Annotated in this window: 19 protein-coding genes and 2 tRNA genes; 7 read left to right on the top strand and 14 right to left on the bottom strand. The window is 63.8% G+C overall.

Features of this window, described 5'->3' with window-relative positions:
- The first annotated feature begins 83 nt into the window (after positions 1–83).
- Positions 84–548: a hypothetical protein gene (locus tag D769_RS21925; protein ID WP_008649557.1), complete on the top strand. Its 465-nt coding sequence runs from the start codon at positions 84–86 to the stop codon at positions 546–548.
- On the opposite strand, the gene D769_RS21920 is transcribed toward D769_RS21925, so the two are convergent.
- The 3 genes from D769_RS21920 to D769_RS21910 form a co-directional block, all read right to left on the bottom strand.
- The gene (locus D769_RS21920) at positions 537–1,094 is read right to left on the bottom strand and encodes a hypothetical protein (RefSeq protein WP_008649555.1); all 558 of its coding nucleotides are present in this window, start codon (positions 1,092–1,094) and stop codon (positions 537–539) included. The genes D769_RS21925 and D769_RS21920 overlap by 12 nt on opposite strands.
- A gap of 191 nt (positions 1,095–1,285) precedes the next feature.
- Positions 1,286–2,653 carry an MFS transporter gene (locus D769_RS21915; RefSeq protein ID WP_040011190.1) on the bottom strand — a complete coding sequence of 456 codons (1,368 nt, stop codon included), beginning with the start codon at positions 2,651–2,653 and terminating at the stop codon, positions 1,286–1,288.
- Positions 2,654–2,851: 198 nt separating this feature from the next.
- On the bottom strand, positions 2,852–3,766 hold the full coding sequence (locus tag D769_RS21910) for a LysR family transcriptional regulator (RefSeq protein WP_008649551.1): 915 nt from the start codon (positions 3,764–3,766) through the stop codon (positions 2,852–2,854).
- 103 nt (positions 3,767–3,869) lie between these two features.
- On the opposite strand from D769_RS21910, the gene D769_RS21905 reads away from it, so the two are divergent.
- Positions 3,870–4,634 (top strand): SDR family oxidoreductase, encoded by a 765-nt coding sequence (locus tag D769_RS21905; protein ID WP_008649549.1) that lies wholly within the window; start codon positions 3,870–3,872, stop codon positions 4,632–4,634.
- Positions 4,635–4,668: 34 nt separating this feature from the next.
- On the opposite strand, the gene D769_RS21900 is transcribed toward D769_RS21905, so the two are convergent.
- From D769_RS21900 to D769_RS21890, 3 genes are all read right to left on the bottom strand, one after another.
- Entirely contained in the window at positions 4,669–5,082 is a 414-nt protein-coding gene (locus D769_RS21900; RefSeq protein WP_011519001.1) for a hypothetical protein, read from the bottom strand.
- A gap of 105 nt (positions 5,083–5,187) precedes the next feature.
- The gene (locus D769_RS21895) at positions 5,188–5,769 is read right to left on the bottom strand and encodes a helix-turn-helix domain-containing protein (protein ID WP_035883583.1); all 582 of its coding nucleotides are present in this window, start codon (positions 5,767–5,769) and stop codon (positions 5,188–5,190) included.
- A gap of 189 nt (positions 5,770–5,958) precedes the next feature.
- Positions 5,959–7,116, bottom strand: coding sequence for a porin (locus D769_RS21890; protein WP_008649543.1), 1,158 nt, complete (start codon positions 7,114–7,116; stop codon positions 5,959–5,961).
- 291 nt (positions 7,117–7,407) lie between these two features.
- Between D769_RS21890 and D769_RS21885 the strand changes: the two genes are divergently transcribed.
- Positions 7,408–8,151 (top strand): TetR/AcrR family transcriptional regulator, encoded by a 744-nt coding sequence (locus D769_RS21885; RefSeq protein WP_008649542.1) that lies wholly within the window; start codon positions 7,408–7,410, stop codon positions 8,149–8,151.
- Positions 8,152–8,191: 40 nt separating this feature from the next.
- Here the strand turns inward: D769_RS21885 and uvrA are convergent, their stop codons facing one another.
- The gene (gene uvrA, locus D769_RS21880; RefSeq protein ID WP_008649540.1) at positions 8,192–14,053 is read right to left on the bottom strand and encodes an excinuclease ABC subunit UvrA; all 5,862 of its coding nucleotides are present in this window, start codon (positions 14,051–14,053) and stop codon (positions 8,192–8,194) included.
- Between the two features lie 179 nt (positions 14,054–14,232).
- Entirely contained in the window at positions 14,233–14,739 is a 507-nt protein-coding gene (msrA, locus tag D769_RS21875) for a peptide-methionine (S)-S-oxide reductase MsrA (protein ID WP_008649539.1), read from the bottom strand.
- Between the two features lie 66 nt (positions 14,740–14,805).
- Between msrA and D769_RS21870 the strand changes: the two genes are divergently transcribed.
- Positions 14,806–15,411, top strand: a complete 606-nt coding sequence (locus D769_RS21870; RefSeq protein WP_008649537.1) for a uracil-DNA glycosylase family protein — start codon at positions 14,806–14,808, stop codon at positions 15,409–15,411.
- Between the two features lie 16 nt (positions 15,412–15,427).
- Here the strand turns inward: D769_RS21870 and D769_RS21865 are convergent, their stop codons facing one another.
- The gene (locus D769_RS21865) at positions 15,428–15,898 is read right to left on the bottom strand and encodes an Lrp/AsnC family transcriptional regulator (protein ID WP_008649536.1); all 471 of its coding nucleotides are present in this window, start codon (positions 15,896–15,898) and stop codon (positions 15,428–15,430) included.
- A gap of 126 nt (positions 15,899–16,024) precedes the next feature.
- On the opposite strand from D769_RS21865, the gene D769_RS21860 reads away from it, so the two are divergent.
- Complete coding sequence (locus tag D769_RS21860) at positions 16,025–16,963, top strand: DMT family transporter (RefSeq protein WP_051705449.1); 939 nt, start codon at positions 16,025–16,027, stop codon at positions 16,961–16,963.
- Positions 16,964–16,976: 13 nt separating this feature from the next.
- Here D769_RS21860 and D769_RS21855 read toward each other — a convergent pair whose 3' ends face one another.
- Complete coding sequence (locus tag D769_RS21855) at positions 16,977–17,447, bottom strand: Lrp/AsnC family transcriptional regulator (RefSeq protein ID WP_008649534.1); 471 nt, start codon at positions 17,445–17,447, stop codon at positions 16,977–16,979.
- Positions 17,448–17,615: 168 nt separating this feature from the next.
- On the opposite strand from D769_RS21855, the gene D769_RS21850 reads away from it, so the two are divergent.
- Both D769_RS21850 and D769_RS21845 read left to right on the top strand, forming a co-directional pair.
- Positions 17,616–17,924, top strand: a complete 309-nt coding sequence (locus tag D769_RS21850; protein ID WP_008649533.1) for a hypothetical protein — start codon at positions 17,616–17,618, stop codon at positions 17,922–17,924.
- Between the two features lie 330 nt (positions 17,925–18,254).
- Entirely contained in the window at positions 18,255–20,354 is a 2,100-nt protein-coding gene (locus tag D769_RS21845; RefSeq protein WP_035883549.1) for a TonB-dependent receptor, read from the top strand.
- Positions 20,355–20,439: 85 nt separating this feature from the next.
- Here the strand turns inward: D769_RS21845 and D769_RS21840 are convergent, their stop codons facing one another.
- From D769_RS21840 to D769_RS21825, 4 genes are all read right to left on the bottom strand, one after another.
- Complete coding sequence (locus D769_RS21840) at positions 20,440–21,852, bottom strand: DUF1254 domain-containing protein (protein ID WP_008649531.1); 1,413 nt, start codon at positions 21,850–21,852, stop codon at positions 20,440–20,442.
- Positions 21,853–22,504: 652 nt separating this feature from the next.
- A tRNA-Arg gene (locus D769_RS21835) sits at positions 22,505–22,581 on the bottom strand.
- A 118-nt stretch (positions 22,582–22,699) separates the two neighbouring features.
- Positions 22,700–23,590, bottom strand: coding sequence for a hypothetical protein (locus D769_RS21830; protein ID WP_035883546.1), 891 nt, complete (start codon positions 23,588–23,590; stop codon positions 22,700–22,702).
- A 380-nt stretch (positions 23,591–23,970) separates the two neighbouring features.
- Positions 23,971–24,057: transfer RNA gene (locus D769_RS21825), tRNA-Leu, on the bottom strand.
- Between the last annotated feature and the right edge of the window lie 58 nt (positions 24,058–24,115).

Below are 24,115 nucleotides of genomic sequence, written 5' to 3'. Positions count from 1 at the left end.
ACTGCCGGACGCAAGATTCGTACCGCGAGCGAACCGGGCGTGCGTCACCTACAGTAGGTGGAGATGCAACGGAGACGTACGTCATGGAAGCACTGACCACTGCACTGGCGCGGCTCAGCCTCCATGCCAGGCGGTGCGCGGAATCGTTGGCAGCCGTGGCCGCCGTGGCTACGGAACCTCAATGGCGTGCCGAGCTGGCCTATCGCGCCAACCTGCAGCATTGCGCAGCCGCGGAACTGGCGGCGCGTGCCGGCATCCCTGGCGAGGATGCCAATGACGCTCCGGCCGGTCTTCGGGAGATTCCGCCTTTCCTTGCCGGTAAACAGGGTCTGATCGATTTCGCAGCGCAGCAGGCGGCGCGCGCCGCCGCCGCATATGGCGACTTGCTACGCGAACCACTCGATGACGTCGAGTTGCGCCTGTTACTGGCGCACTACTACCGTGGCGCAACGGAACTGCAGCGCCTGCTCGAACAACGCGCGATGGATCTCGATCACTCGCATAGCGATGAGCGCGCGGCCCACGCAACGCCTCCGCTACATCGCTAACGCGCCGGGTGGCGGCAAGGCCGCTGGTTGCAGCGCCGCCTGGGTCTTCGCGGTCAGCTCCTGCTGCGGCAGATAGGGGCGGATGACCAGCGCCACGTAGTCCTGATCGTCCGGCGAGACCACCAGATACACCAGCCCCGAGATCACCAGCGCCACCTCACCAATCTGCTCGGCGATGCGCGCGGCCACGAAGTACTGCAGCAATGTCTGGTCGATGGTCGAGTCGATGGCCTGGGCCGCCGTGGAAATCGTCTGCAGGCATTGCTCGCCGGTCTGGCACACCACGATCACTTCGTCGATCGCATAGCCAGTCGGCGCCCCCCGCACCATCACCGAAATTCCCTCGCTGGTCTTGGCCCGATGCCAGCCCGGCTTGGCGTGGAAATCCGGCAGCACCATCTTTGCCCCGGAATCATGGGCAACGGCGTTGAATTGCTGGGCAAAATCGTGGGGACTGATGGCAAGCAACTGCCGTTCGACAGGCGTGGAGGACACGGCCACGGACGCGGCCACGCTCGCGCTGACCAGAATGGCGGCTAGATTCATCGCTACCTCCCTCGCACGCGCGCCAACAGGAGGCACGGCGCCGCCAGCCGGTCACGATGCACGCCGTGTCTGTGCAACAGGCGTTCCAGCCTCTGGCGGGCGGTTGGACGTCCCAGGCGGGACATTGTCCCGATACGTGGTCCCCTTCAGGACCACTATAGGCGGCAGAGACGTCCGGCGATATGCCTCGACTACTTTCTGGCGGTTTGCATCGCGGCGCTATCGGCACTCTGCGGCGTCACCAGCCGCAGCCCACTGGCAACCGCTGCCGCACCCGCGAATCCTGCGCCGAGTGCCAGCGCAAGCGTCGGGCCGTGGCTGTCGGCAATGCTGTAAGACAACGCCACCAGCGCAGCGCCCGTGGCCTGACCAAGCAGCCGTGCCGTGGCCACCACTCCGCTGGCGCCGCCGGCACGCTCGCGCGGCGCGCTGGCCATCAGCGCCTTGAGGTTGGGTGACTGGAAGAATCCAAAACCAGCGCCACAGATCGCCATGCGGATACCGATATTGAGGACGCTGGCGTCAGCCGGCATCAGCGCCAGCGACGCCATGCCCACGGCCATGATCGCCAGGCCAATACCGCCGAGCAGCCCCGGCGGATAGCGATCCGAAAGGCGGCCCGCGATCGGCGCCATCAGCGCCACCACGGCGGACCACGGCGTGAGCAGGAACCCGGTTTCCACCGGACTGCGACCCAGGACATGCTCGAAATAGAACGGCAACGACACAAAGGCCAGCCCTTGCGCCGCGAACGAGCAGATTGCCGTCAGCGTCGAGAGCGCGAACATCGGCCGCTTGAACAGGTCCACCGGCAACATCGGGGCCGGGTGGCCGCGCTCGCGGCGCAGCAGCAATACGAACGCAATGACGAACACGATGGCAGCAGTCACCACGTATTCGGCCGGCGCGCGCTGGACGCCCTCGCCCAATGCAAAGATCAGCGAGGCAAACGTGATGACGTTAAGAATGGCCGCCACGGGGTCGAAACCATGGTCGCTACGCTTGGTCTTCGGTAGCGACGGAATGGCGATCGCCAGCGCAAGCAGCCCGATCGGCAGGTTCACCGCGAACAGCCACGGCCATGATCCGAACGACAGGATGACCGATGCCACGGTCGGCCCAACCGCGAAGGACACCCCCACCACCAGCGCATTGAGCCCAACACCGCGGCCAAGGCGGTGAATCGGAAAGATGGCGCTGATCAGGGCAGTGTTCACGCTCATGATCGCGGAGGCGCCAATGCCCTGAAGCGCGCGCGCGGCGGCCAGCGATGGCAGCGACCACGCCATCGCGCAGATCACCGACGAGACGATAAACACCACCACGCCGGCGAGATAGATCCGCCGATGGCCAAGAATGCCGCCCAGCGCCGCGAACGGCAGCAGCGTCGCCACCATGGCCAACTGGTAAGCGTTGATGATCCACACGGAAGCTGCCGGCGTGCTGTTCAGGTCGGCCGCGATATTGGGCAGCGCTGTGTTGGCGATTGCCGTGTCGAGCGTGGCCAGCGAGACCGCGATCATGATGGCGGCCATGCCGCGCTTCTCACGCGCAGTCATCGGGGTGTCGAGGGGCGCGGCGGCGGAGGCTGGCTGGCTGGCGTTGTTCTGCACGGTGTCGAACGGGAGCGAGTGTCGGAAACGGCGATTTCGTTGCAACGTCAACTATCGCCAAGTCGCAACAATACGGGAAAACGCCAAGGTCTGCTGGACTCGCTTCAACGCCCGGTTGACTGATGTCTGGCAAGTATCGCGCGTTCAGTCGACTTCTACGCCGTTCGTTCCACGATGTTTTGCGAACTCCGCCGAAACCCAGTCGAGAAACACTCTCACTCGCTGCGACAACTGACGACTCCGGGGGTACAGCAGCGATACCGACATCGCTGGTGGGGGAGTTTCCGGCAACACGCTGACCAACGTGCCGCGGAGCAAATCCTCCTCGATGTGGTAGCGCGGCACCTGGATCAATCCGAGGCCGAGCCGACATGCCGCCACCAGGCTTTCCGCGCCGCTCACCGACACGGGCGCCGGCAACATGACCTCGCTGGGTACCCCACCGGTCATGAATTCGAGCGGCAGCAGACCACCGGTTAGCGTGGAGCGGAACCCGACCATGCTGTGGTCGCCAAGCGACTCGATCGACACTGGATTGCCATGTCGCGCAAAGTACGGGGGAGCGGCGAGCGTGAGTTGCGCCAGTCGGGCCACGCGTCTGGCCACCATCTCGCTGTCCTGCGGTTCACCAACCCGGAGCACGCAGTCGATGCCCTCCCGAACCAGATCGACCAGACGATCGCCCTCACTGATTTGCAGCGTGATGCCCGGGTGCCGTGCCAGGAATGCCGGCAAGGCCGGAAACAGGAAGCGGCGCGCGAGTTGCCCTTGCACGTCGACCCGCAGCACGCCCTTAGGTGAGGTGCCCGCGAATGCCGCCTCGGCCTCCTCGAAATCCGCCAGCAGCCGCAGACAGCGCTGGAAATAGGCTTCGCCGTCGAGCGTCGGGCTCACGTGGCGTGTGGTCCGCTGCAGTAATCGCACGCCAAGCCGCGATTCCAGTTGCTTGACCGCGTCGGTCACCGACGAGCGTGGCAAGTCCAGGTCCTTGGCCGCAGCGGTGAAACTGCGCCGCTCCACGATTCGTGCGAACACGCGCATGGCGTCGATACGGTCCATATTGTTCGGATTTTCGAATACTGATACCGGATTTTGCCTGTTTATCTAGCATGGCGTAAGGTCTATCGTTCCCTCACCGATTCAGTTCATCCGAGGAAATGCCATGACTACAGACCACTCGCAACCGTCGCAAGGGGATTCGCAAAAGGTCGCCATTGTTACCGGCGCATCACGTGGCATCGGCGCCGCCATTTCGGCGCGGCTGGCCCGCGACGGCTTCGCGGTCGTTATCAACTATGCGAACGGCGCGGACACTGCCGAGGATCTGCGTCGCAAGATCGAAGCAAGTGGTGGCCGGGCCATGACCTTCCAGGCAGATGTCAGCGATGCCAGCGCGGTCGCCCGCATGTTCGATGCAGCCGAGGCCAAGTTTGACCGCGTCGACGTCGTCGTCAACAACGCGGGCGTGATGGTGCTCGACACGATTGCAGCGTCTGACGACGCAGCATTCGAGCGCGTGATGAACATCAATCTGAAAGGGGCTTTCCACACCATGCGCGAGGCTGCCCGCCGCCTGCGCCATGGCGGCCGGATCATCAATCTCTCGACCAGCGTCATTGGCTTGCGCATGGAGCGCTACGGCATCTACGCGGCCTCGAAGGCGGCCGTGGAAGCGATGACCGCCGTATTGAGCAAGGAGATGCGCGGCCGCGCCATTACCGTCAATGTGGTGGCACCGGGGCCAACCGCTACCGACCTGTTCCTCAACGGCAAATCACCTGAAACGATCGAACGGCTCGCGCAGCTCAATCCGCTCGAACGACTGGGCACGCCTGAAGATATAGCGGCAGCGGTGGCATTCTTGGCCAGCCCCGATGGGGCCTGGATCAACGGCCAGGTGTTGCGCGCGAATGGGGGAATGGTCTAACGGCCGCGCAGGTGCGCAGGTGCGTGGTGCCCATTCAATAGTACGGGCCGTAGCGCATCTGCACGTCATCGACGTGGTTGGTCCGCAAGTTGAAGAGGCACGTATAGCGGAACGACATGCTCTCCTCGGTGCCATCGGGCTCGAACGTGCCCTCGCCGCTCACGCCCGCTTGCGAGGCGGATTGTTGATAGATCCGCTCGCGGTCCGGCATCATCATCACGCTGCCGGGCTGCGGATATCGATTCTTGACGGCGTTTGCGACCATCTTCTCGCAGGCGTTGCCGGCGGCTTCCATCTGCGCCCGGCTGACGCCGCCGTAGTTTCCGGCAGGAGGTGCCACGCTAGTGGGAGGCGTGCGTTGTGGCGGGGTGGGAGGAGGCATTGGTGTGCTGGTGCAGGCTGCGAGCAACGCGGCCAGGGCCAGGCACGGATAGGAAAGACGTGGCATCAGGTCGTATCCGGAGTCGGCGGAAAAAACCGTCGGAAGACGGGTGCTATGCCTTGGACTCTATGTCAGAAATGCTCTCGGAGCAACCTGGAAGGCGCTGGCGCGTCACGCAACCTTGCCGGCTTCCCGCGTCAGAGGGGCTGCCGGGGCCGCCGGAGCCGCCGTTGTCATGTGAGATGTCGCGGAAGAAAGCCGCGCGCGCGTGGACTCATCGGCCGCCGGCCCTGCCCTGAGCACATGGCGCCTGCCCATCTGCAGCGGCTCGCCGTTCTCGGTATCCACCAGCATCGGTTCCACCACCTTGCCGGTTTCACGATCGACGATCTGGACACTGGGCCCTTCCGGCGCGAAGTTGCGATTGCCCCAGGCCAGCAGCGCCAGCAATACCGGGCGGAAATCCCTCCCGCAATCGGTCAGCACGTACTCGTAGCGCGGCGGGCGCTCCGAATACTGGCGCTTTTCCAGCAGGCCTTCCTCGACCAGCCCGTTGAGCCGGCGCGTCAGCATGTTTGGCGCGATATCGAGGTTTCGCTGGAACTCGTCGAAGCGCTTCGTGCCATAGAACGCATCGCGCAGAATCAGAATGCTCCACCATTCACCCACACGCTCAAGGCTGCGGGCGATCGGGCATTGCATATTGCGGAAAGTCTTGCGTTGCATATCGTCCGGACCGTTTGGCGAAAACATGATGATGATACCTACGTTCGGCAACGTCGGACGATCTGGAGTGGTGGCGACCACCCCTCGCCCCCTTGAAAGCGGCAATGGTGGCGACAGAAGCAACGCGGCAAGCAAAAACGGCGCCGCAACATCCATTGCGGCGCCAGAATACCTGCGCGGAGTGGAGCGCCGCGCAGGCCCTCGCTTTCAGTGGGATCAGAAGATGTGGCGCAGACCCAGCGAAACGCCCAACTGACCGCTGGCATCAGGCGTCTTGTAGTAGACCTGCGAGGTCGACGGCAGATAGCCCACCGACTGACCATTCGGCAAGTACGAGATGTTGTCCCAGTTCAGCGACGCATTGCGTGCGTACATCACCGCGAAGAAGACATCCGTGCGCTTGGAAAGGTTGTAGTCGGCCAGCGCCAGGTACTGCTGAGGATTCTTCGGGTTGACGTGCTGCCCAGCGATCGTCGCGTCCTTGATGTCGTCGTAGTAGTACGCCGCGGTCAGGCGCAGCGCGGCCGTGGCATCCCAGGACACGCCGGCCCAGTACATGTTGTCGCGATGCGGCAACAGCGTCGGCGTGCCGGTCGACGGTGCCACCGAGTTGCCCCAGCGATAGCCGGCGACCATCTTCACCAGTCCGAGACGGTAGCTGCCCGCGACCATCGCGCGCATGTCGCGGCCGTAGTCGTTCGAACCCGACACGCCGGTTGCCTGGGCGGTATTCAGCGTCTTGACTTCGTCATAGGCCGCCGCGACACCGAACGGCCCAGACTGGTAGGACGCGCCGATACCGTACGCCGAACCGGCCGCGAACGTACCGGTGCGCTCGCCGAACGACCAGTGCGTCATCAGCGAAACCGGGCCAAACGTGCCCTGGTACTGGACCATGTTGTTTTCGCGGAAGTTCGCCCCGGCAATGCCGACCACGGGCTCGAACTCGGGCGCGTACGCTGCTGGCGTGAAGCTACCCATGATCAGGAACGCTGAGGTGTACTGGCGGCCGAACGTCAGCTTCCCCCACTGGTTTTGCAGGCCCAGGTAAGCCTGGCGGCCGAACAGCAGGCCGCCGTTACCCATCTGTCCATTGTCGGTATTGAACTGGTTCTCCAGCACGAACAAGCTCTGGAGCCCGCCACCAAGATCCTCGATACCGCGCAAGCCGAAACGCGACTGCGCGATGCCCGACGAGTTCATGAACACGTCCGACCCGCTACCCGGCGCCAGCACGCCGTTGTTGGTGTTCTGTACGTGATTGACGTACTGGATGCTCGTCGTCACAACGCCATAGAGCGTCACGGACGATTGTGCCTGCGCCCCTTGCGCAAGCAGGCCGCCGGCAATGGCGGCGAACAGCGTCTTCTTCATGTTTTGAAATCCCCGTCCTCTGGTGTGGTGGCCCATGACTCCGGTTCCTCCGACCCGGTGCCCTGAGGCGCAATCTTGCGATTACGTCATGTCATTTAATCTCTCGTATTAAATTGACAAGGACGAAGGCTAAGGCCATCCGAAGGTTCAGATAGCTAGGACTTTCCCCAACTGGACGGGTATTTGGACGGATTCGAAGCCTCGACAGATGTCGGACATCAGATTTTTCCGTATCCTTGCCGGGCTTTCATTCATCCACCGAGAAGCTCAGGGAACGGCAGGACATTTCTGATGAAGCTCAAGCAAGCGCGCACCATCATCGTCGACGAGCACAAGCCGCCTGCGCAAGGCAAGGCTGCCAGGCGTGGCAGCCCCGGCGTGGAAGCGACCGACGACAATGGCGACGACCTGACCGACACCGCAAGAAGGATCCTCGAAATCGCCGAACGGCTTTTTGCCGAACAGGGCGTGGAGCAGGTGGCACTACGGCAGATCGTGGTGGAAAGCGGCCAGAAGAACCGCTCCGCCCTGCACTACCACTTCGGGTCACGCGAAGCCCTGGTGAGCCATCTGCTCAACCGCCGCCTGCATGAGATCAACCGGATCCGGAACGGCTATCTCGACGCGCTGGAGCAACGCGGGACGCCCGTCGACATTCACGGCGTGGTGGATGCCACGATTCGCCCATTGGTCGACGTGGTGCTCCAGACGGACTGGGGCACCAACTACCTGCAGGTGCTGGCACAGACCACGTTCAGCCCGGGTCTGCTGAGCAAGGGCCTCGTGGATCGGACCGCGATGAGCGCGCTGTACCGCGTGCGGGAGCATATCTACCAGCTGTTTCCGAACGTGCCTCGCGACGTGATGAAACTACGCATGGTCTGGTTCATCGACACCGTGGTCTACGCGCTGGCCCATTGGGTGCGCGAGCGCGGGAAACGCTCGCGCTCGGAACCGCCGATGGAGGAACTGATTGATTTCTGCGCGGCGGCGATCCAGGGGCCGACGCCCCGCAGTTCCGCCCGAAAGCACTAGCCGGCCCGCAGGGCCAGCCAGCCTCGCCCTCCCGCCGACTTCAGCCCGTCGCCCTTTCGCTATCCTGCGCAGCGCGCGCCAGCACCGGCACCAGCGCCGCGCCGGTGTGGCTCGCCCGAATGCGGGACAATGCCTCGGGATCCGCCGCACCAACGATCGTGCCGCCATGCGCGCCACCTTCCGGCCCGAGGTCGATAATCCAGTCGGCCTCGGCGATCACGTCAAGGTCGTGCTCGATCACCACCACGCTGTGCCCGCCATCGGTCAGGCGATGCAGCACCTTGATCAGGCGCGCCACGTCGGCCATATGCAGGCCCACCGTCGGTTCGTCGAGCACATACAGCGTGTGCGGCGCTTTCTGGCCGCGGCGTGTGATGTCGTCACGGACCTTCGACAGTTCGGTGACCAGCTTGATGCGCTGCGCCTCACCGCCCGATAACGTGGGCGACGGCTGGCCCAGCGTGAGGTAGCCCAGGCCGACATCCTTCATCAGTTGCAGCGGATGCGCGATCTGCGTGATGGCCGAGAAGAACTCCACCGCCTCGTCGATCTCCATCGTCAGCACTTCGCCGATGTTCTTGCCGCGCCAGGTCACCGCCAGCGTTTCCGGGTTGAAGCGCTGCCCATGGCAGACATCGCATGGCACCTTCACGTCCGGCAGGAAACTCATGCCGATCGTCCGAACGCCCTGGCCCTCGCACGCCGGGCAGCGGCCCTCGCCGGTATTGAACGAGAACCGCGACGCGCTATAACCGCGCGCCTTGGCTTCGAGCGTTTCCGCGAACATCTTGCGGATGGCGTCCCACACGCCGATATAGGTCGCCGGACAGGAGCGCGGCGTCTTGCCGATCGGGGTCTGATCGACTTCGAGCACACGGTCGATCGACTCCCAGCCACTGATCGACTCGCAGCCATGCCACGCGTGCTCCACGCTGAGCGACTTGGTCGCCGTCGGCTTCCCAGCCTTTTCGGCCACAGCCCGAGCGCGGCGCGTGGCCGGCGAGGACATCACCGATCGCCCGACCGCGTCGAGCAGGTTCGTCATCAGCACATCGCGCGCCAGCGTCGACTTGCCGGATCCGGACACCCCGGTAATCGTCACCAACCGCGTCAGCGGAATCCGCGCGGTGACATCACGCAGGTTGTGCAGGTTGGCACCGTGGACGGTCAGCCATTGCGGCGGATCCGCGGGCTTGCCCGCGCGTGCGGGTGTGACCGGACGGCGCGCCTGCAGCGGATGGATCATCGGATGGGCCAGGAACTGCCCGGTGGTCGAATCCTTGGCCGCCGCCAGCGCTTCCACGCCACCCTGCGCCACAAGGCTGCCACCGCGCTTGCCTGCGCCCGGGCCGATGTCGATGATGTGATCGGCGCGACGGATCGTGTCCTCATCGTGCTCCACCACCACCAGCGTATTGCCCTTGTCGCCGAGCTTGCGCAAGGCATCGAGCAAAATCTGGTTGTCGCGCGGATGCAGGCCGATCGTCGGCTCATCGAGCACATAGCAAACACCCTGCAGATTGCTGCCGAGCTGCGCGGCCAGGCGGATACGCTGGGCCTCGCCGCCAGACAGGCTCGGCGCGGCACGGTCCAGGCTCAGGTAACCGAGCCCCACCTCTTCCAGGAACTGCAAGCGGCTGGCGATCTCCGTCACCACGTCGCGCGCGATCTCGGCATCGCGCCCCTTCAGGCGCAAACCGTCTACCCAGCGGCGGGTATCGGACACCGTCCATTGCGCTACATCGGTAATCGCATTGGCATCGAACGTTACCGCACGCGCCACGGGATTGAGACGCGTCCCGCTGCAATCGGGACACGCCGCGTCACCCACGCCCTCCGGCTCTTGCTCTTCCGACGGCAGGCTCTGCTCACGGCCACGGTCATCGCCACCGAGCACGGTATCGTCAAACGCGGCGCGCTGCTCGCGTGTCAGCGCCAGACCCGTGCCCACGCACGTGTTGCACCAGCCATGCTTGCTGTTGTACGAGAACATGCGGGGATCCAGCTCCGGATAGCTCGTGCCGCAGACCGGACATGCACGCTTGGTCGAGAACACCTTCGTTTCGCCCACGTGCCCGGTGTTCTTGCCTCCCTGCATCGCGTCGTGCAGTCCATCGAGCGGGGCCAGCAAATGCATGACCCCCTTGCCGAGTTCGAGTGTCTGCTCCAGCAGCGCGCGCAGTTCCGCCTCATTGTCCGGCGACACGACGATATCGCCCACCGGCAATTCAATCGTGTGTTCGCGGAAACGGTCCAGGCGTGGCCACGGATCGACCGGCAGGAACTCGCCGTCAACGCGCAGATGCGTGTTGCCACGCGCCTTGGCCCACTTGGCCAGATCGGTATAGACACCCTTGCGGTTGACTACCAGCGGCGCCAGCAAACCCACGTGCTGGCCGCGATGATCGCGCATCAGCTGGGCGACGATCGATGCCGGACTCTGTGAAGTCACGGGCGCGCCGTCGTGCACGCAATGCTGGATGCCGAGCTTGACGTAGAGCAGCCGCAGAAAGTGCCAGACCTCCGACGTGGTGGCCACGGTGCTCTTGCGCCCGCCACGCGACAGGCGCTGCTCGATCGCCACCGTGGGTGGAATGCCGTAGACCGCATCCACTTCGGGCCGCCCGGCCGGCTGCACGATCGAACGCGCATAGGCGTTGAGGGACTCCAGATAGCGGCGTTGTCCTTCGTGGAACAGGATGTCGAACGCGAGCGTCGACTTGCCCGAACCCGATACCCCGGTGATGACATTGAATTTGCCGTGTGGGATATCGACGTTGAGCGACTTGAGGTTGTGCTCGTGGGCATTCACGATACGCACGACGTTTTCGCCCTCGATGGCGCGGCGCGCCCGCGCGGCCTGCACTGCCGCCTGCAGCGGCAGGCCATGTTCCGCAGTCTCGGCGCGCTCCGCCGCCAGCGTGCCGGCCTCGCCCAATGCCCCGTCATAGTGGATCAGCGCGCGGCCGGTATGCGATTCGGCACACGTCCGGACGTCATCCGGAGTCCCCACGCAGACCACCTCGCCGCCGGCGTCGCCACCTTCCGGACCCAGATCGACGATCCAGTCCGAAGCACGGATCACGTCCAGGTTGTGCTCGATGACGATCAGCGAATGGCCGCCATCGAGCAGCTTGCCGAAAGCCCGCATCAGCTTGGCGATATCGTCGAAGTGCAGCCCGGTGGTTGGCTCGTCGAACATGAACAGGCGCTTCGGCAGCAGCACCGCCTTGCGGTTCTTGACCGGCTGGGCCTGCGCCGCCTCCGCCAGAAAGCCGGCCAGCTTGAGACGCTGCGCCTCGCCGCCAGACAGTGTCGGCACGGGCTGCCCCAGCTTGACGTACTCCAGGCCAACGTCCGCAATCGGCGCCAGCACGCGCAACACGGCAGGATCGCTCTCGAACAGGGCCGTCGCCTCGCTGACCGTCAGTTCCAGCACGTCGGCCACGCTCAGGGCGCGTGGCGCCTGGCCGCGCGCGGCACGCTCGATCTTGACTTCCAGCACCTCCGGGCGATAGCGCGTGCCATCGCAATCGGGGCAACGCAGGTAAACATCCGAGAGAAACTGCATCTCGACGTGCTCGAACCCCGAACCACCACAGGTCGGGCAACGGCCATCGCCAGAGTTGAAACTGAAGGTGCCAGCCGTATAGCCGCGCTGCAGTGCCAGCGGCGCCTTGGCAAACAACTTCCGGATCTCGTCGAACGCGCCAACGTAACTGGCCGGGTTCGAGCGAGCAGTCTTGCCGATCGGAGACTGGTCGACGAAGACCACGTCATCGACCTGGTCCGCCCCAACCAGTTCGCGAAACACGCCCGGCGACTCGGTAGCCTTGCCGAAATGGCGTGCCATGGCCGGATACAGGACGTCCTGCAGCAGCGTGGATTTGCCCGAGCCCGACACACCGGTCACGCAGACTAGGCGATTGAGCGGGATCTCGACCGTGACGTCCTTGAGGTTATGCTCGCGCACCCCTTCCAGCCGCAGACGCGGCGTGGCGGCGTCGATCGGGCGCAATTGCCAGTCCGACGTGTCCGTCACGCGGCGGCGTCCACCGAGGTAGTCCCCGGTGAGGGTCCGCTCCTTGCGGATGGCCTCTGGCGTTCCGTCGAAGATGATCATGCCGCCACGTTCGCCCGGCCCCGGCCCCATGTCGATCAGGCGATCCGCGGCCAGCATCACGGACGGGTCATGCTCCACCACCACCAGCGTATTGCCGGCGTCCCGCAGGCGATGCATGGCTTCCACGATGCGGTTCAGATCACGTGGATGCAAGCCGATACTGGGCTCGTCGAGCACAAACAGCGTATTGACGAGCGAGGTGCCAAGCGCCGTGGTCAGGTTGATCCGCTGCACTTCCCCGCCCGAAAGCGTGCGGCTCTGGCGGTCCAGCGTCAGATAACCCAGACCCACATCGCACAGGTATTTGAGCCGTGTGCGGACCTCCGCCAGCAGCAGCTTGAGCGCATCGTCGAGCAGCGCCGACGGCAGCGTCAGGTCGTCAAAGAAACGCCGGATGCGCGCGATCGGCATCAGCATCAGGTCGTGCACGGTCAGGCCGGGTAGCGCTTCCAGTTGGGAGCGGCTCCAGTCCACGCCGCGCGGCAGGAAACGCTCGGCCGGCGGCAGCACGGCGTTAGCGTTCCCGGTGCTCCCCAGGCGCCACTGCAGCGCCTCGGTTTTCAGGCGGGCACCGCCACAGGTCTCGCACGGCGTGTAGCTGCGGTACTTCGACAGCAGCACGCGGATATGCATCTTGTAGGCCTTCGACTCGAGGTAGTTGAAGAACCGCATCACGCCGTACCACTGCTTGTTCCACTGCCCGTTCCAGTCGGGGGACCCGTGGATCACCCAGTGCTGTTCGGCTTCGCTGAGCTGGTTCCACGGCAGATCTCGCGGGATGCCGGCCTTGGCCGCGTAGCGCATCAGATCGTCCTGGCACTCCTTCCACGCGGGGGTCTGCATCGGCTTGATCGCCCCATCGCGCAGCGACTTGCGGACGTCAGGAATCACCAGCCCCAGATCGACACCGATCACGCGCCCAAATCCACGGCAGGCATCGCACGCGCCATAGGCGGAATTGAACGAGAACAGCGCTGGCTGGGGGTCCGCATAGCGGATATCGCTTTCCGGACAATGCAGCCCGGTCGAGAACTTCCAGACCGGCCCTTCACCCTCGTCCGTCACCACATGCACGCTGACGCGGCCGCTGCCACGCTTGAGCGAGGCCTCGATGGCCTCTAGCGCCCGCGCCTTCTCCACGTTGCCAATGCGGAAACGGTCCGCCACCACGTCGAGCACCTTGCGATTTCCGGTCGCCGACTCGACCACGCGCTGGCCGTGCACCCGGGTGTATCCGCTGACCGAGAGCCATTGGGCGACTTCTTCCTCGGTGGCCGATTCCGGCAGCTCGACCGGGAACGTCAGCACCAGCCGGGCATCGGCAAACGGCTGCCCCGTGCTCGTCCGGGCCACCAGTTCCGCATAAATCGTCTCTGGCGAGTCATGCCGGACCGGCAACGCGGTCTGCCGGTCGAACAGTTCCGCCGCGCGCGCGAACAGCAGCTTCAGGTGATCGTTGAGCTCGGTCATCGTGCCGACCGTGGACCGCGAGCTTCGCACCGGATTCGTCTGGTCGATCGCGATGGCCGGCGGGACACCATCCACCTTGTCGACCTGGGGCCGATCCATGCGATCCAGGAACTGGCGCGCATAGGCACTGAACGTCTCGACGTAGCGACGCTGGCCTTCGGCGTAGAGCGTGTCGAACACCAAGCTCGACTTTCCCGAACCGGACGGCCCAGTCACCACGGTCATCTGACCCGTGTGCAAGTCGAGATCAACGTCCTTGAGATTGTGCTGACGGGCGCCGCGAATGCGAATGGTGCCGGAATCTGACAATTTATCCTCTCTAATCAGATAGTTGGAGGCGATAACTGAAGGGATACCTTACCTTCGTTGTGCCTCACTGACCGCGTGGTCGGCATAACTATACTGTATAAACGTACAGTCATCCTGACAGGATACAGACAAGATTGTCGAGAACCTCGGCGGGTCGCAGGCAGACCTCCGGCCCTACCTCAGCCTCGCTTCGGCAGCTTCCAGCCCGGCCGGATGAAGTGGCAGGTATAGCCGTTCGGGTACCGCTCCAGGTAGTCCTGATGTTCCGGCTCGGCATCCCAGAACGGTCCGGCCGGTGCGATTTCGGTCACGACCTTGCCAGGCCATAGTCCGGACGCATTCACGTCGGCCACGGTATCTTCCGCTGTCTGCTTCTGTTCGTCATTCAGGTAATAGATCGCCGAGCGATAGCTCGTCCCCACATCGTTGCCCTGGCGATTCTTCGTGGTGGGGTCGTGGATCTGGAAGAAGAACTCCAGGATCTGGCGATAGCTGATCTGGCTCGGATCGAAGGCGATCTCGATGCCTTCGGCGTGTGTGCCGTGATTGCGATAGGTTGCATTCGGCACGTCGCCGCCGGTGTAGCCCACCCGGGTTGACAGCACGCCGGGGTACCGCCGCAGCAGATCCTGCATCCCCCAGAAGCAGCCGCCGGCGAGGATTGCGGTTTCGATTTGCGTCGTCATACTCTGGTCCTTTGCATCGCGTGGCGTAGAGGCCAGTAATATACGCACACCGCGTCGATTCCGCTCATGGTCACAAAGTCCCCACAGCGCGCGCAGGCTATCGTCACGAGCCTGCGGCGTGACATCGCATCCTGCACCCGATGCGCCGCGGATCTGCCTGCCGGCCCTCGGCCCGTCGTGCAGTTCAGCGCCACGTCTCGCATCCTGATCATCGGTCAGGCACCGGGCTCGCGGGTACATGCCAGCGGCATTCCGTTCGATGACCCCAGCGGCGACCGCCTGCGCGAATGGACGGGTCTGAGCCACGACGCGTTCTATGATGCATCGCGCGTGGCGATCATGCCGATGGGCTTCTGCTACCCCGGCAAGGGTCCGAGCGGGGACCTCCCGCCACGCCGCGAGTGCGCACCGCTCTGGCACGACGCCATCCTGCAGCTCCTGCCGGAAGATCGTCTGACCCTGCTCGTTGGCAGCTACGCCCAGGCTTATTACCTGCAAGGCGAAGTCGGCGCCACGATGACGGAGATCGTGCGCGACTTCCGCCGCTTCGGCCCCAATCTGTTTCCGCTGCCTCACCCTTCGTGGCGCGTTGTCGGCTGGATGCGCAAGCAGCCCTGGTTCGAAGCCGAATTGCTGCCAGCGCTGCAGGCGGCCGTGCGCGCCAGGCTATGAATTAGCGGGATTCGACCTAGCCGAGCGGCAGCGCCGTGCTATACAGCACCTGCTTCAGCGCGAAGCTCGAACGAATGCTCGCCACACCGGGGATGCGGGTGATCTGGTCGATGATCAACCGCTCAAGCGCTTCCACGTCGGGCACCACTACACGCAGCAGGTAGTCAGCGTCTCCGGACATCAGGTAGCACTCCATCACCTGTGGCAACGCGGCGATTCGCCGCTCGAACGTATCGAGCGTTTCCCGTCGCTGCTTGTCGAGCGACACGGAGATGAACACCACTACTTTCAGGCCCAGCCGACGCGCGTCCAGCAGCGTGACGCGCCGCGAGATCACGCCGATCTTCTCCAGACGCTTCACACGCGCCAGGCATGGAGACGGCGAGAGACTGACCCGGCTGGCCAGCTCCACATTGGTCAGGCTGCCATCACGCTGCAGTTCGCCGAGAATCCGGATGTCAGTGGCATCGAGTTCGATGTCCAGCATGTCATGCTTCCATGGTTTTACATTGCAGCATTCTATGCCGTATTGAACGACTGCAGCAGTGCGATCCGGTTACTGATGCCGGGCGATGAATCGTAGACTTTTCGCAAACGATCTCTCTCGCTTCGCATGTCCGCTACCGCCCCGTCCAGCGCCACTTCCCGGGCCCCGGCCACCGCCGGATTCCGCTCTTTTCTGCCATTGATTGGTGCCGTCGTCATCTGGGGCGGTAATTGGCCAGTCATGAAGATGGGACTGGCCCACATCAGCCCGCTCTGGTTCGCTGCCTGCCGATTCGGCTCGGCCGCGCTGATCAGCTTCCTCGTGCTCGGCGCCCTGCGCAGGCTCCGCCTGCCCTCGCGGCAGGAATGGCCGTTGGTGATCGGCGTCGGCCTGCTGCAGATGGGCGCATTCACGGCGCTGGCGTTGTGGGCGCTGCAGTACGTGCCGCCGGGCCGCGCATCGGTAATTGCGTATGCGACCGCCATCTGGGTGATCCCGCTGTCCTCGCTGGTGCTCGGCGAGCGGCCATCGCGCCTGCAATGGCTGGCGACCGCATTCAGTTACGCCGGCATCGCCGTGATCGTCGCTCCGGCGCTCGGCGGCTGGGAACTGCACACGGTGATGGGCCTGACGATGCTGCTCGGGGCATCACTGGCGTGGTCGGTCAGCATCATTCAGTTGCGCGCAAATCGTGCAATCCGGCTCGGCGCGGACATGATCCCCTGGGAATGCGCCGTGGCAACCGTCCCGCTGATTGCCCTTGCCTGGTTGCGAGATGGCGCGCCCGACCTGGGCGCGATGGTCGACATCTGGCCCGTGATCGCCTATACGGGGCCGCTCGCCACCGCGCTGACCTTTATCGTCGTGCTGAACGTGACGCAGTCATTGCCGCCGGCCGCCACCTCGATTGCCATGCTTGGCGTTCCGGTGATCGGGCTGGTGCTGTCGACCGTGGCATGGCACGAACAGATCTCGCTCGATCTGTCGATCGGCCTCGCGCTGATCGGAATGGGCGTGGTGACTACCGCGCTCGCGCCCCGGCTCGGCAGGCTGGCTGCCCGCTAGAGCCCAGTCAGGATCAGGGTTCGACTGACGGCTCGCGCTTCAGCGTGCGCAGCACGAAGGTCGAGTGGCTGTGCCGCAGGCCGGGAAGCTTGTAGAGCTTGTGGCGCAGGAATTCCTCATAGCCTTCCGTGCCTGCCACCGCCACCTTGATCAGGTAGTCGTACTCGCCCGTCAGCAGATGGGCCTCCAGCACTTCGGGCAACTGCGCCAGCGCCTCGCCGAATCGATTGAACATCTCGTCGTCGTGGCGATCGAGTGTGACTTCGATCAGCACCGTATCGGGCAAGCCCAGCGCCTTCTGGTTCAGCAGCGCGGCATAGCCACTGATCACGCCAGCGTCTTCCAGGGCCTTGACCCGGTTCCAGCAAGGCGTGGCGGACAGGCCGACACGTTCGGCCAGCTTCGCATTGGAGATGCGGCCGTCGCGACGCAATTCGCGCAGGATGCGACGATCGATCTCATCGAGTTTGAGCGGGTTGTTCACGGAAAATCGTACGCAGAAGATGAAATAACCTCCAATCTACATGATTGGAGATATTCATTCTGAAAATTGGCAGCCTGTGCAGAAAAATCAGAAGCCAATTTTGCGGACGCGCTGGTAAATTTACCGAACCGCTTACGCATCACTTACGCCTTGCTTCCGGACCCTGCCATGCCCCTGCCCACCCTCCAGCTCGCCCTCCGCCTCGATCGCGCCGACGTCTTCGGCAGCCTGGAATGGGTGCTTGCCAGCGCCCGTCGCACGGGGCTCTCACTGCGTCAGCTTCAGGTCGACAGCGAACGCGGCCACATGGCCAACCTGTGCTGCGAAGCGCCGGCGGCTGATCTGCTGCATCTGTTCGTGCGCCGAGTCGGCTATGGCGTTGAAGTCGAGGTTGTCGACGCCGAGTTCTCCGACGACGTCGACATGCTTCTGGCGGAAGATGGCGTTGAGGTCGAAGCCGAGGCCGCCCACGCCTGAGCCGCCAGGCCGGCGTCCCCGGCAGCTCCTGCGCCGCGACGTCTGGACCGCGTACTTCGAGTGGACCGTCAATGCCTTCGGGCTGTTGGCCGCCGGTGACTTGGAAGCGTGTATCCGCAAGCGCGCGCAGCGCGGCAACAGCGCACGCTCGCGGTGCAGCATGCGACCCCAACTGCGCGGGACAACTTTCGATATAAGGCAAGAAGGTCCGTTGCGTCGCTGTGTCGCATGGCGCACGGATACCCCTCTCCGTATCCTTGCGGTCGAGCCAAAAATTAAGCATCCCTGGCCCACGTTGAATCCTCGGCATGGGCCTATCGACCGCAAGCAATGCAACGACAAAAAAAATGGCGCCGCGCAGCGGCGCTTCCTGCCGCCGCACTGTCAGGTGTGGCCTTTGCCCAAGCCGTTCCGGCAAGCGTTCCTGCCGAGATTCCCACCCTTCCTCCTGTTACCGCCACGGCCGCCGCGGCGGGTTCGTTGACCGCTCCGGGCATCGCGCAGCAGCGCCAGTCATTGTTCCAGTCGGCCGGATCCGTGGGCTTTGTCGATGCCAACGCCTATAGCAACACGTACGCCAGCGATCTACGCGATGTGCTAAAGGATGCACCCGGCGTTTACGTGCAGGAACGGTACGGACAGGAGCTGCGGCTGTCGATCCGCGGCTCGGGGATTGCGCGCGGCTACCATACGCGCGGGCTGGAAATCCTGCAGGACGGCGTGCCGACCAACTTTGCCGATGGCAGCGGCGATTTCTATCAGATTGATCCGCTCGGCCTTTCGGCCGCCGAAGTCTATAAGGGCGGCAACGGGCTGGCGTATGGCAGCACCACCCTGGGCGGCGCCATCAACTTCACCACACCCACCGCGCTGACCGTCGACGCGCCGAACATGGTCCGACTGGATGGGGGCAGTTTCGGCACCGTGCGCGGCAGTGGCCAGGTGTCACGGCAGATCGGCAACTGGGACTTTCTGGTCAACGCCACGGTCAGCCATTCCGACGGCTATCGCAATCACGAACGCGGCCAGTACGAGCAGCTCAACGCCAATCTCGGCTACCGGTTCAGCCCGGCGGTGGAGACGCGCTTCTACTTTGGCGCCTATGTCGTCGATCAATTGCTGCCCGGCACACTCTCTCTGAACGATGCGCTGAACAATCCGCGCATGGCATCGCCGAGCGCGCTGGCGGGCGACCAGGCGCGCAACACGCGCACCGAGCGCCTGGCCAATGTCACCACCATCAAGCTCGACAGCGGCCAGATCGATTTCACTACCTGGGCGATCCACAAGAGCCTGTATCACCCGATCTTCCAGGTGATCGACCAGGACTACTGGACCTATGGCTTCGCGCCCCGCTACACGGGCGAATTCGCGCTTGGCGGCATGCGTAACCAGTTGATCGCCGGGATGCGATTCTTCGGCGGCAACAACGACGCGCGCCAGTACGTCAACGTCAATGGCAATCGTGGCGCGCAGACGCTGAATTCGGCGCAGGATGCCTACAACTACGAGCTCTATCTCGAAGACCGCCTCTATGTGCTGCCCACCGTGGCGCTGATGGCTGGCGCCAAGGCGTACCGCAACCGCCGCGAGTACAAGGACTACGGTGGCTTGCCCACCAACCCAACGCCGAAGTCGGACGCCACGACCTACAGCGGCGTGAATCCGAAGTTTGGCGTGCTGTGGGAACCGAAGAAGAACGTCCAGGCGTTCATCGATATCACCCGTAGCGCCGATGTGCCCGATTTCACGGACCTGAACCAGACGATCGGCATGACACAGCAGTTCGTGCCACTGGCCGCCCAGCATGGCTGGACGCTGGAACTCGGCACGCGCGGCCAGCAGGACCGTTTCGGATGGGACCTGACGCTGTACCGTTCTCTGGTGCGCGACCAACTGCTTCAGTACACGGTCAGCCCCGATATCCCCGCGTCAACGTTCAACGCGAACAAGACGACCCTGCAAGGCGTGGAGCTTGGCGCGAATGTAGACGTGCTACGCAACGTGTTCGGCAGCGGCGACAAGGTCAATGTGTCCCAGCTCTGGAACTACAGTGACTTCCGCTTCGACAACGATCCTGTCTATGGCAACAACCGGATCGCCGGGGTGCCGCAGCACGTGCTGCGCACGACGCTGTCCTATAGCCGAAACTCGCGCCTGCGCGTGGCGGGCACGATCGACTGGGTGCCGACCGGTGCATGGGTGGATTACGCCAACACGCTCAAGGTACCAAGCTACGTGCTATTCGGTATTGAGGCGAGCTACGAGTTCGAGCGTGGCGTGACGCTGTTCCTCGATGCCCGCAACCTGACGGACAAACGCTATATCAGCGATTTCAGCACCGTCACGGATGCGCGGACGGCCAATACCTCGGTGTTCTATCCGGGCAGCGGCCGTGCGTTCTACGCGGGGATCAAGTACAAGTTCTGAGTGCGGGCATTGTGCCTATTGCGCTCGGATGCACTGCACTCGGATGAGGGCTTCGCCACGCCCTTGCCGGGCGTGGCGCGGGAAATCAGTTCACGCGCTGGACGGCGGGCGGCATCCACTTGCCATCGAGCACCACCTGGTCCGGCCAGTAGGCTCGCAGCATCAGGTTGAAGGCGTCGGGCGGCGCCGGCAGCCAGTTGGATACCTTGCGCTCGTCGGGCCGTTCGTACTGAATATAGATGTCCAGAGAGCCATCGCGGTTGTAGCGGAGGCGATCACGGCTGCCAATCGCGTAGCGCTGCATCGAATTGCTGACGAATGCCTGCTTGTCGTTGTACATCGTCAGCGACCAGAACGCCTTCACCGGCGGCAACTGTGACTTGTCGAAGTGCAGGACGTAGCGGCTGCCACCATCGAACGGGCGGCCCATCGCATCGGCGCGCGCGGTCGGGTAGATCGCATCCTCGGGCAGATTCGCGCCCAGACCGAACATCGCCACCACAGCGCGGCGGCCATAATCCGTGCCATACACCCCGATATCACGCTGGACGCGCCAGCCCATATTGCCGGCAGCGCTCTTGCGCCCATTGGCCTTGATCATCGTCAGCGCGGCGGACGCACCCTCCTGCACGGCGCGCGCCGTCGAAGGCTCGAGCACGGTGGTCTTGAACGGCTGACCGGCCTTGATGCCCATGCGTTGCATCTTCTCCACCATCGCGGCGTCATCGGCTGCGGGCGGGTTGGCAGGCAGCAGCGCGGCCAGACGGGTAAAGAATGCCTGGGCGTCCATCGCCGCCACCTGCTCGGCCGGCGGCGTCTCCGTATCGATCATCGCTGCGCGCGGCACGGGCTGCACTGCGGTACGGCTGCCCTTGCGCCACGCCGACAGCGGCACCAGGCGGAACTGATCCTGCAGCCGGTGCACGTTCGCATAGTCCTGCTTGCCATTGGTCTGAATCCGACCAATCAGCCAGGCCATATCGGTGGGCGATTTGATCTCCTTCACACCCTTGGGCAACTGCCCCTGCCAGTTCGGGCCGACGATCGCGAAGACACCACGCTTCGTGCCAGTCGTACGCTTGCCCGGCGACGCGAAGACATTGGTCCAGGCGTCGAGCATCGGCATCAGGTAATAGCGGCCGCCGGTATCGGGCACGGACAGCACCATCGGCTCCTTCGACAGGTCCAGCCACGCCGACGAATACAAGGTGTCGGCATTCGGGCTGACAACATCGGTAAAGGCCGCATCCGGGAAGGCGCGCTTGTGACCGAATGTATTGACCGGCACCTTGGCCGTCGCCACCTCACGCGTAACGTCCATTAGAACGAGCGGATAGGCGTAGGTGAACACCTCGGCCGAGAGGGTTTTCATCGCTTGATCGGATGGCGGCTGTTCGACGGCCGAATCAGCTGCCGGACGCTCCGACGTGGACGAGCAAGCGGAAAGGAAAACGGCAAGCGCAACTGCGCCCGCCAATCTGCGGATGGATGAATTCATGACCCCGTTTCCCATGGGAATGGCGGCCTTCCGGGCATCAGCAGGGGCGCGAGTTGCTCCGGAGGCGCATCTGATAGGGACGAATAATGTGCTTCCGGGTTGGCGGCTGTCAATGGCCCCGGCGAGTGGTTGCGCGGGGAAACGTACATTGGGGTTGGCTTCGGCAGGGACTGTGCAAGGCCGCAGGATGCTGTGGGTACTTGCCGGTTCGTGCCCTGTGGACCGAATGCACCCACAGATATTCAGGCGAAAGCGATGTCTACATGAGGCGCACAAACCCAAGTGCCGATCCAAGCGTTCTCAAATTGAACGACGCGGCCTTTAGGGCACATGTTCTCAGGCGAGCGAAATGCCATTTGGCATCGAAGGGCTGGCGACTAATCTCAGGGCTTATAAGCCCTGACAGAACGACTTGAGGGCAACTGCGCTATCCAGCGTCGCCGCGCTCTCGCAGTTGTTCGAATCAGGATGCCCGCCAGCCAAACATCGTTTCACCGCCTCTGCTTTGCGCCATGGATTGCCGCAGCGGCCACCGCATACGAGTCGGTCATCGTCTTCAGTTGCGTCAACCGAGCACAATCGAGTCGGACATACCTTCGCGCGCAACCCAAAATGAAAAAGGGCTTCCATTTCTGGAAGCCCTTTTAATAGGTGGCGCGGCTGGCAGGATTCGAACCCACGACCCCTTGGTTCGTAGCCAAGTACTCTATCCAACTGAGCTACAGCCGCACGCGAGGCCCGAATTGTATCGCAATTCGCATCGCGCGCAAGTACTTCGTGAAAATTATTTCTCGAAGACCAGATACTCCCTCGTCAGACACTGCCTCGACACTGCCACCGCCATCCCTTACCAGCGGTACCTGGCACCCAGTGTCCCGCCCGCGTTGCGTCCTGCGCGCGCCTTGACCCAGAGCTTCAGGCCGGTGGTCGAATTGCTGTGCGCGCCGACGTTGAAGGACAGCAGACCACGCAACAGATCGGTGTCGATGCGCGTGCCGTTGATGTTGATGGTGCGTGCGCGATTGTCTTGCCACCAGTCCGCTTCGACGAAGGGGTAGACACCATTCAGGCGCGTGGGCGCGGAGCTATACAGCCGCACGGCCAGCCCGGTGGCATTGGCCTCGCCCGGTGGCGCGTCCCAGTTGCCGGGTACCGGCGCCATGCCAGGACGGTATGCCATCTCGACACGGGACTGCAGGGTCGGACCGGATCCGTTACGCGACAGCGGCGTATCCATCGCCAGTGCCATGGTGCGCGTGCTGCCATCGACGAACCCGGTTGCCGTTGTCATGTCATCGAGATGCAGCATCGCCGGGCGCGCTCCGGCCCGGTACGTTTCGACCTGCCGATCGATCGGTCCCGCACTGCCCACGACCTCATGCTCGCCGCCGGGCACCGCCATCTGCTCCGAAGCCAGCACGTCGACAGGCGCAGGCTGATCAGGATCGTCGTCCGCGGCCACCATACGAGGTGGCTCAAGCGATGGGGATTCCGGTGTGGTGGCTTTCGCAGGCGACGTGCCCGCGTCGCGTTTGTCCTGGACAATCGATGGCGGCGTATCCGCGCCCGGCGGCCCGCTCGCAAGTTCCTCGGCGCAGGCCGCGGCGCTCGCAAGCAGCACGATCAGGAAGCCCAGATGGAGACAGGAATGGTGCCCTGGGTGCGTGCCGACACAGCGCTCCCAGCCGGGACAATGCCCGGCGCCCTCCCCTCTCCCGCACGTGAACAGTACGGACATGGCAACCACCTTGCCGGGCGTTATTGAATCGTGCCCGATCAAACTGGAGCATAGGTCAAAGCCAGCCTGTCAGTTAGACCGTAATGCGGGTTGCCGGACGGGGGCGGCACGGTGTGGCGCGCCGTGAGAATTTCTCCTGACAGTGTCAGCCATTCTTCCTGGAGCCGGCCCTCTTAGGCCTCGGGCGGAGAAACGAAAAAAGCCCCGCTTACGCGGGGCTTTTCTGAATTTGGTGCCCAGAAGAGGACTCGGTCACCCATGCGCGACCCCGGGTTGCGCTTGCAAGCGCAACCTTTTCTCGTCCTCGCGAAAGGCCCTCAAGGGCCTTTCTTTCCGGGCGGAAACGAAAAAAGCCCCGCTTGCGCGGGGCTTTTCGAATCTGGTGCCCAGAAGAGGACTCGAACCTCCACAGTGTTGCCACCGCTAGGACCTGAACCTAGTGCGTCTACCAATTCCGCCATCTGGGCGATGCGAGCCGCGAATTCTACAGAAGCCTGTGGAATTTGCAAGCCCCTGTGTGAATTC

It is taken from the genome of Cupriavidus sp. HMR-1, from assembly GCF_000319775.1.
Classification (GTDB): domain Bacteria; phylum Pseudomonadota; class Gammaproteobacteria; order Burkholderiales; family Burkholderiaceae; genus Cupriavidus; species Cupriavidus metallidurans.
The sequence above is the reverse complement of the archived record's forward strand: the minus strand, read 5'-3'. Positions and strand labels throughout refer to the sequence as shown.

Excerpts from the sequence above, each read along its gene's own strand:
- D769_RS21925 (WP_008649557.1), top strand. The coding sequence starts at position 84 with ATGGAAGCACTGACCACTGCACTGGCGCGGCTCAGCCTCCATGCCAGG.
- D769_RS21920 (WP_008649555.1), bottom strand. The coding sequence starts at position 1,094 with ATGAATCTAGCCGCCATTCTGGTCAGCGCGAGCGTGGCCGCGTCCGTG.
- D769_RS21915 (WP_040011190.1), bottom strand. The coding sequence starts at position 2,653 with ATGACTGCGCGTGAGAAGCGCGGCATGGCCGCCATCATGATCGCGGTC.
- D769_RS21910 (WP_008649551.1), bottom strand. The coding sequence starts at position 3,766 with ATGGACCGTATCGACGCCATGCGCGTGTTCGCACGAATCGTGGAGCGG.
- D769_RS21905 (WP_008649549.1), top strand. The coding sequence starts at position 3,870 with ATGACTACAGACCACTCGCAACCGTCGCAAGGGGATTCGCAAAAGGTC.
- D769_RS21900 (WP_011519001.1), bottom strand. The coding sequence starts at position 5,082 with ATGCCACGTCTTTCCTATCCGTGCCTGGCCCTGGCCGCGTTGCTCGCA.
- D769_RS21895 (WP_035883583.1), bottom strand. The coding sequence starts at position 5,769 with ATGTTTTCGCCAAACGGTCCGGACGATATGCAACGCAAGACTTTCCGC.
- D769_RS21890 (WP_008649543.1), bottom strand. The coding sequence starts at position 7,116 with ATGAAGAAGACGCTGTTCGCCGCCATTGCCGGCGGCCTGCTTGCGCAA.
- D769_RS21885 (WP_008649542.1), top strand. The coding sequence starts at position 7,408 with ATGAAGCTCAAGCAAGCGCGCACCATCATCGTCGACGAGCACAAGCCG.
- msrA (WP_008649539.1), bottom strand. The coding sequence starts at position 14,739 with ATGACGACGCAAATCGAAACCGCAATCCTCGCCGGCGGCTGCTTCTGG.
- D769_RS21870 (WP_008649537.1), top strand. The coding sequence starts at position 14,806 with ATGGTCACAAAGTCCCCACAGCGCGCGCAGGCTATCGTCACGAGCCTG.
- D769_RS21865 (WP_008649536.1), bottom strand. The coding sequence starts at position 15,898 with ATGCTGGACATCGAACTCGATGCCACTGACATCCGGATTCTCGGCGAA.
- D769_RS21860 (WP_051705449.1), top strand. The coding sequence starts at position 16,025 with ATGTCCGCTACCGCCCCGTCCAGCGCCACTTCCCGGGCCCCGGCCACC.
- D769_RS21850 (WP_008649533.1), top strand. The coding sequence starts at position 17,616 with ATGCCCCTGCCCACCCTCCAGCTCGCCCTCCGCCTCGATCGCGCCGAC.
- D769_RS21845 (WP_035883549.1), top strand. The coding sequence starts at position 18,255 with ATGCAACGACAAAAAAAATGGCGCCGCGCAGCGGCGCTTCCTGCCGCC.
- D769_RS21840 (WP_008649531.1), bottom strand. The coding sequence starts at position 21,852 with ATGAATTCATCCATCCGCAGATTGGCGGGCGCAGTTGCGCTTGCCGTT.
- D769_RS21830 (WP_035883546.1), bottom strand. The coding sequence starts at position 23,590 with ATGTCCGTACTGTTCACGTGCGGGAGAGGGGAGGGCGCCGGGCATTGT.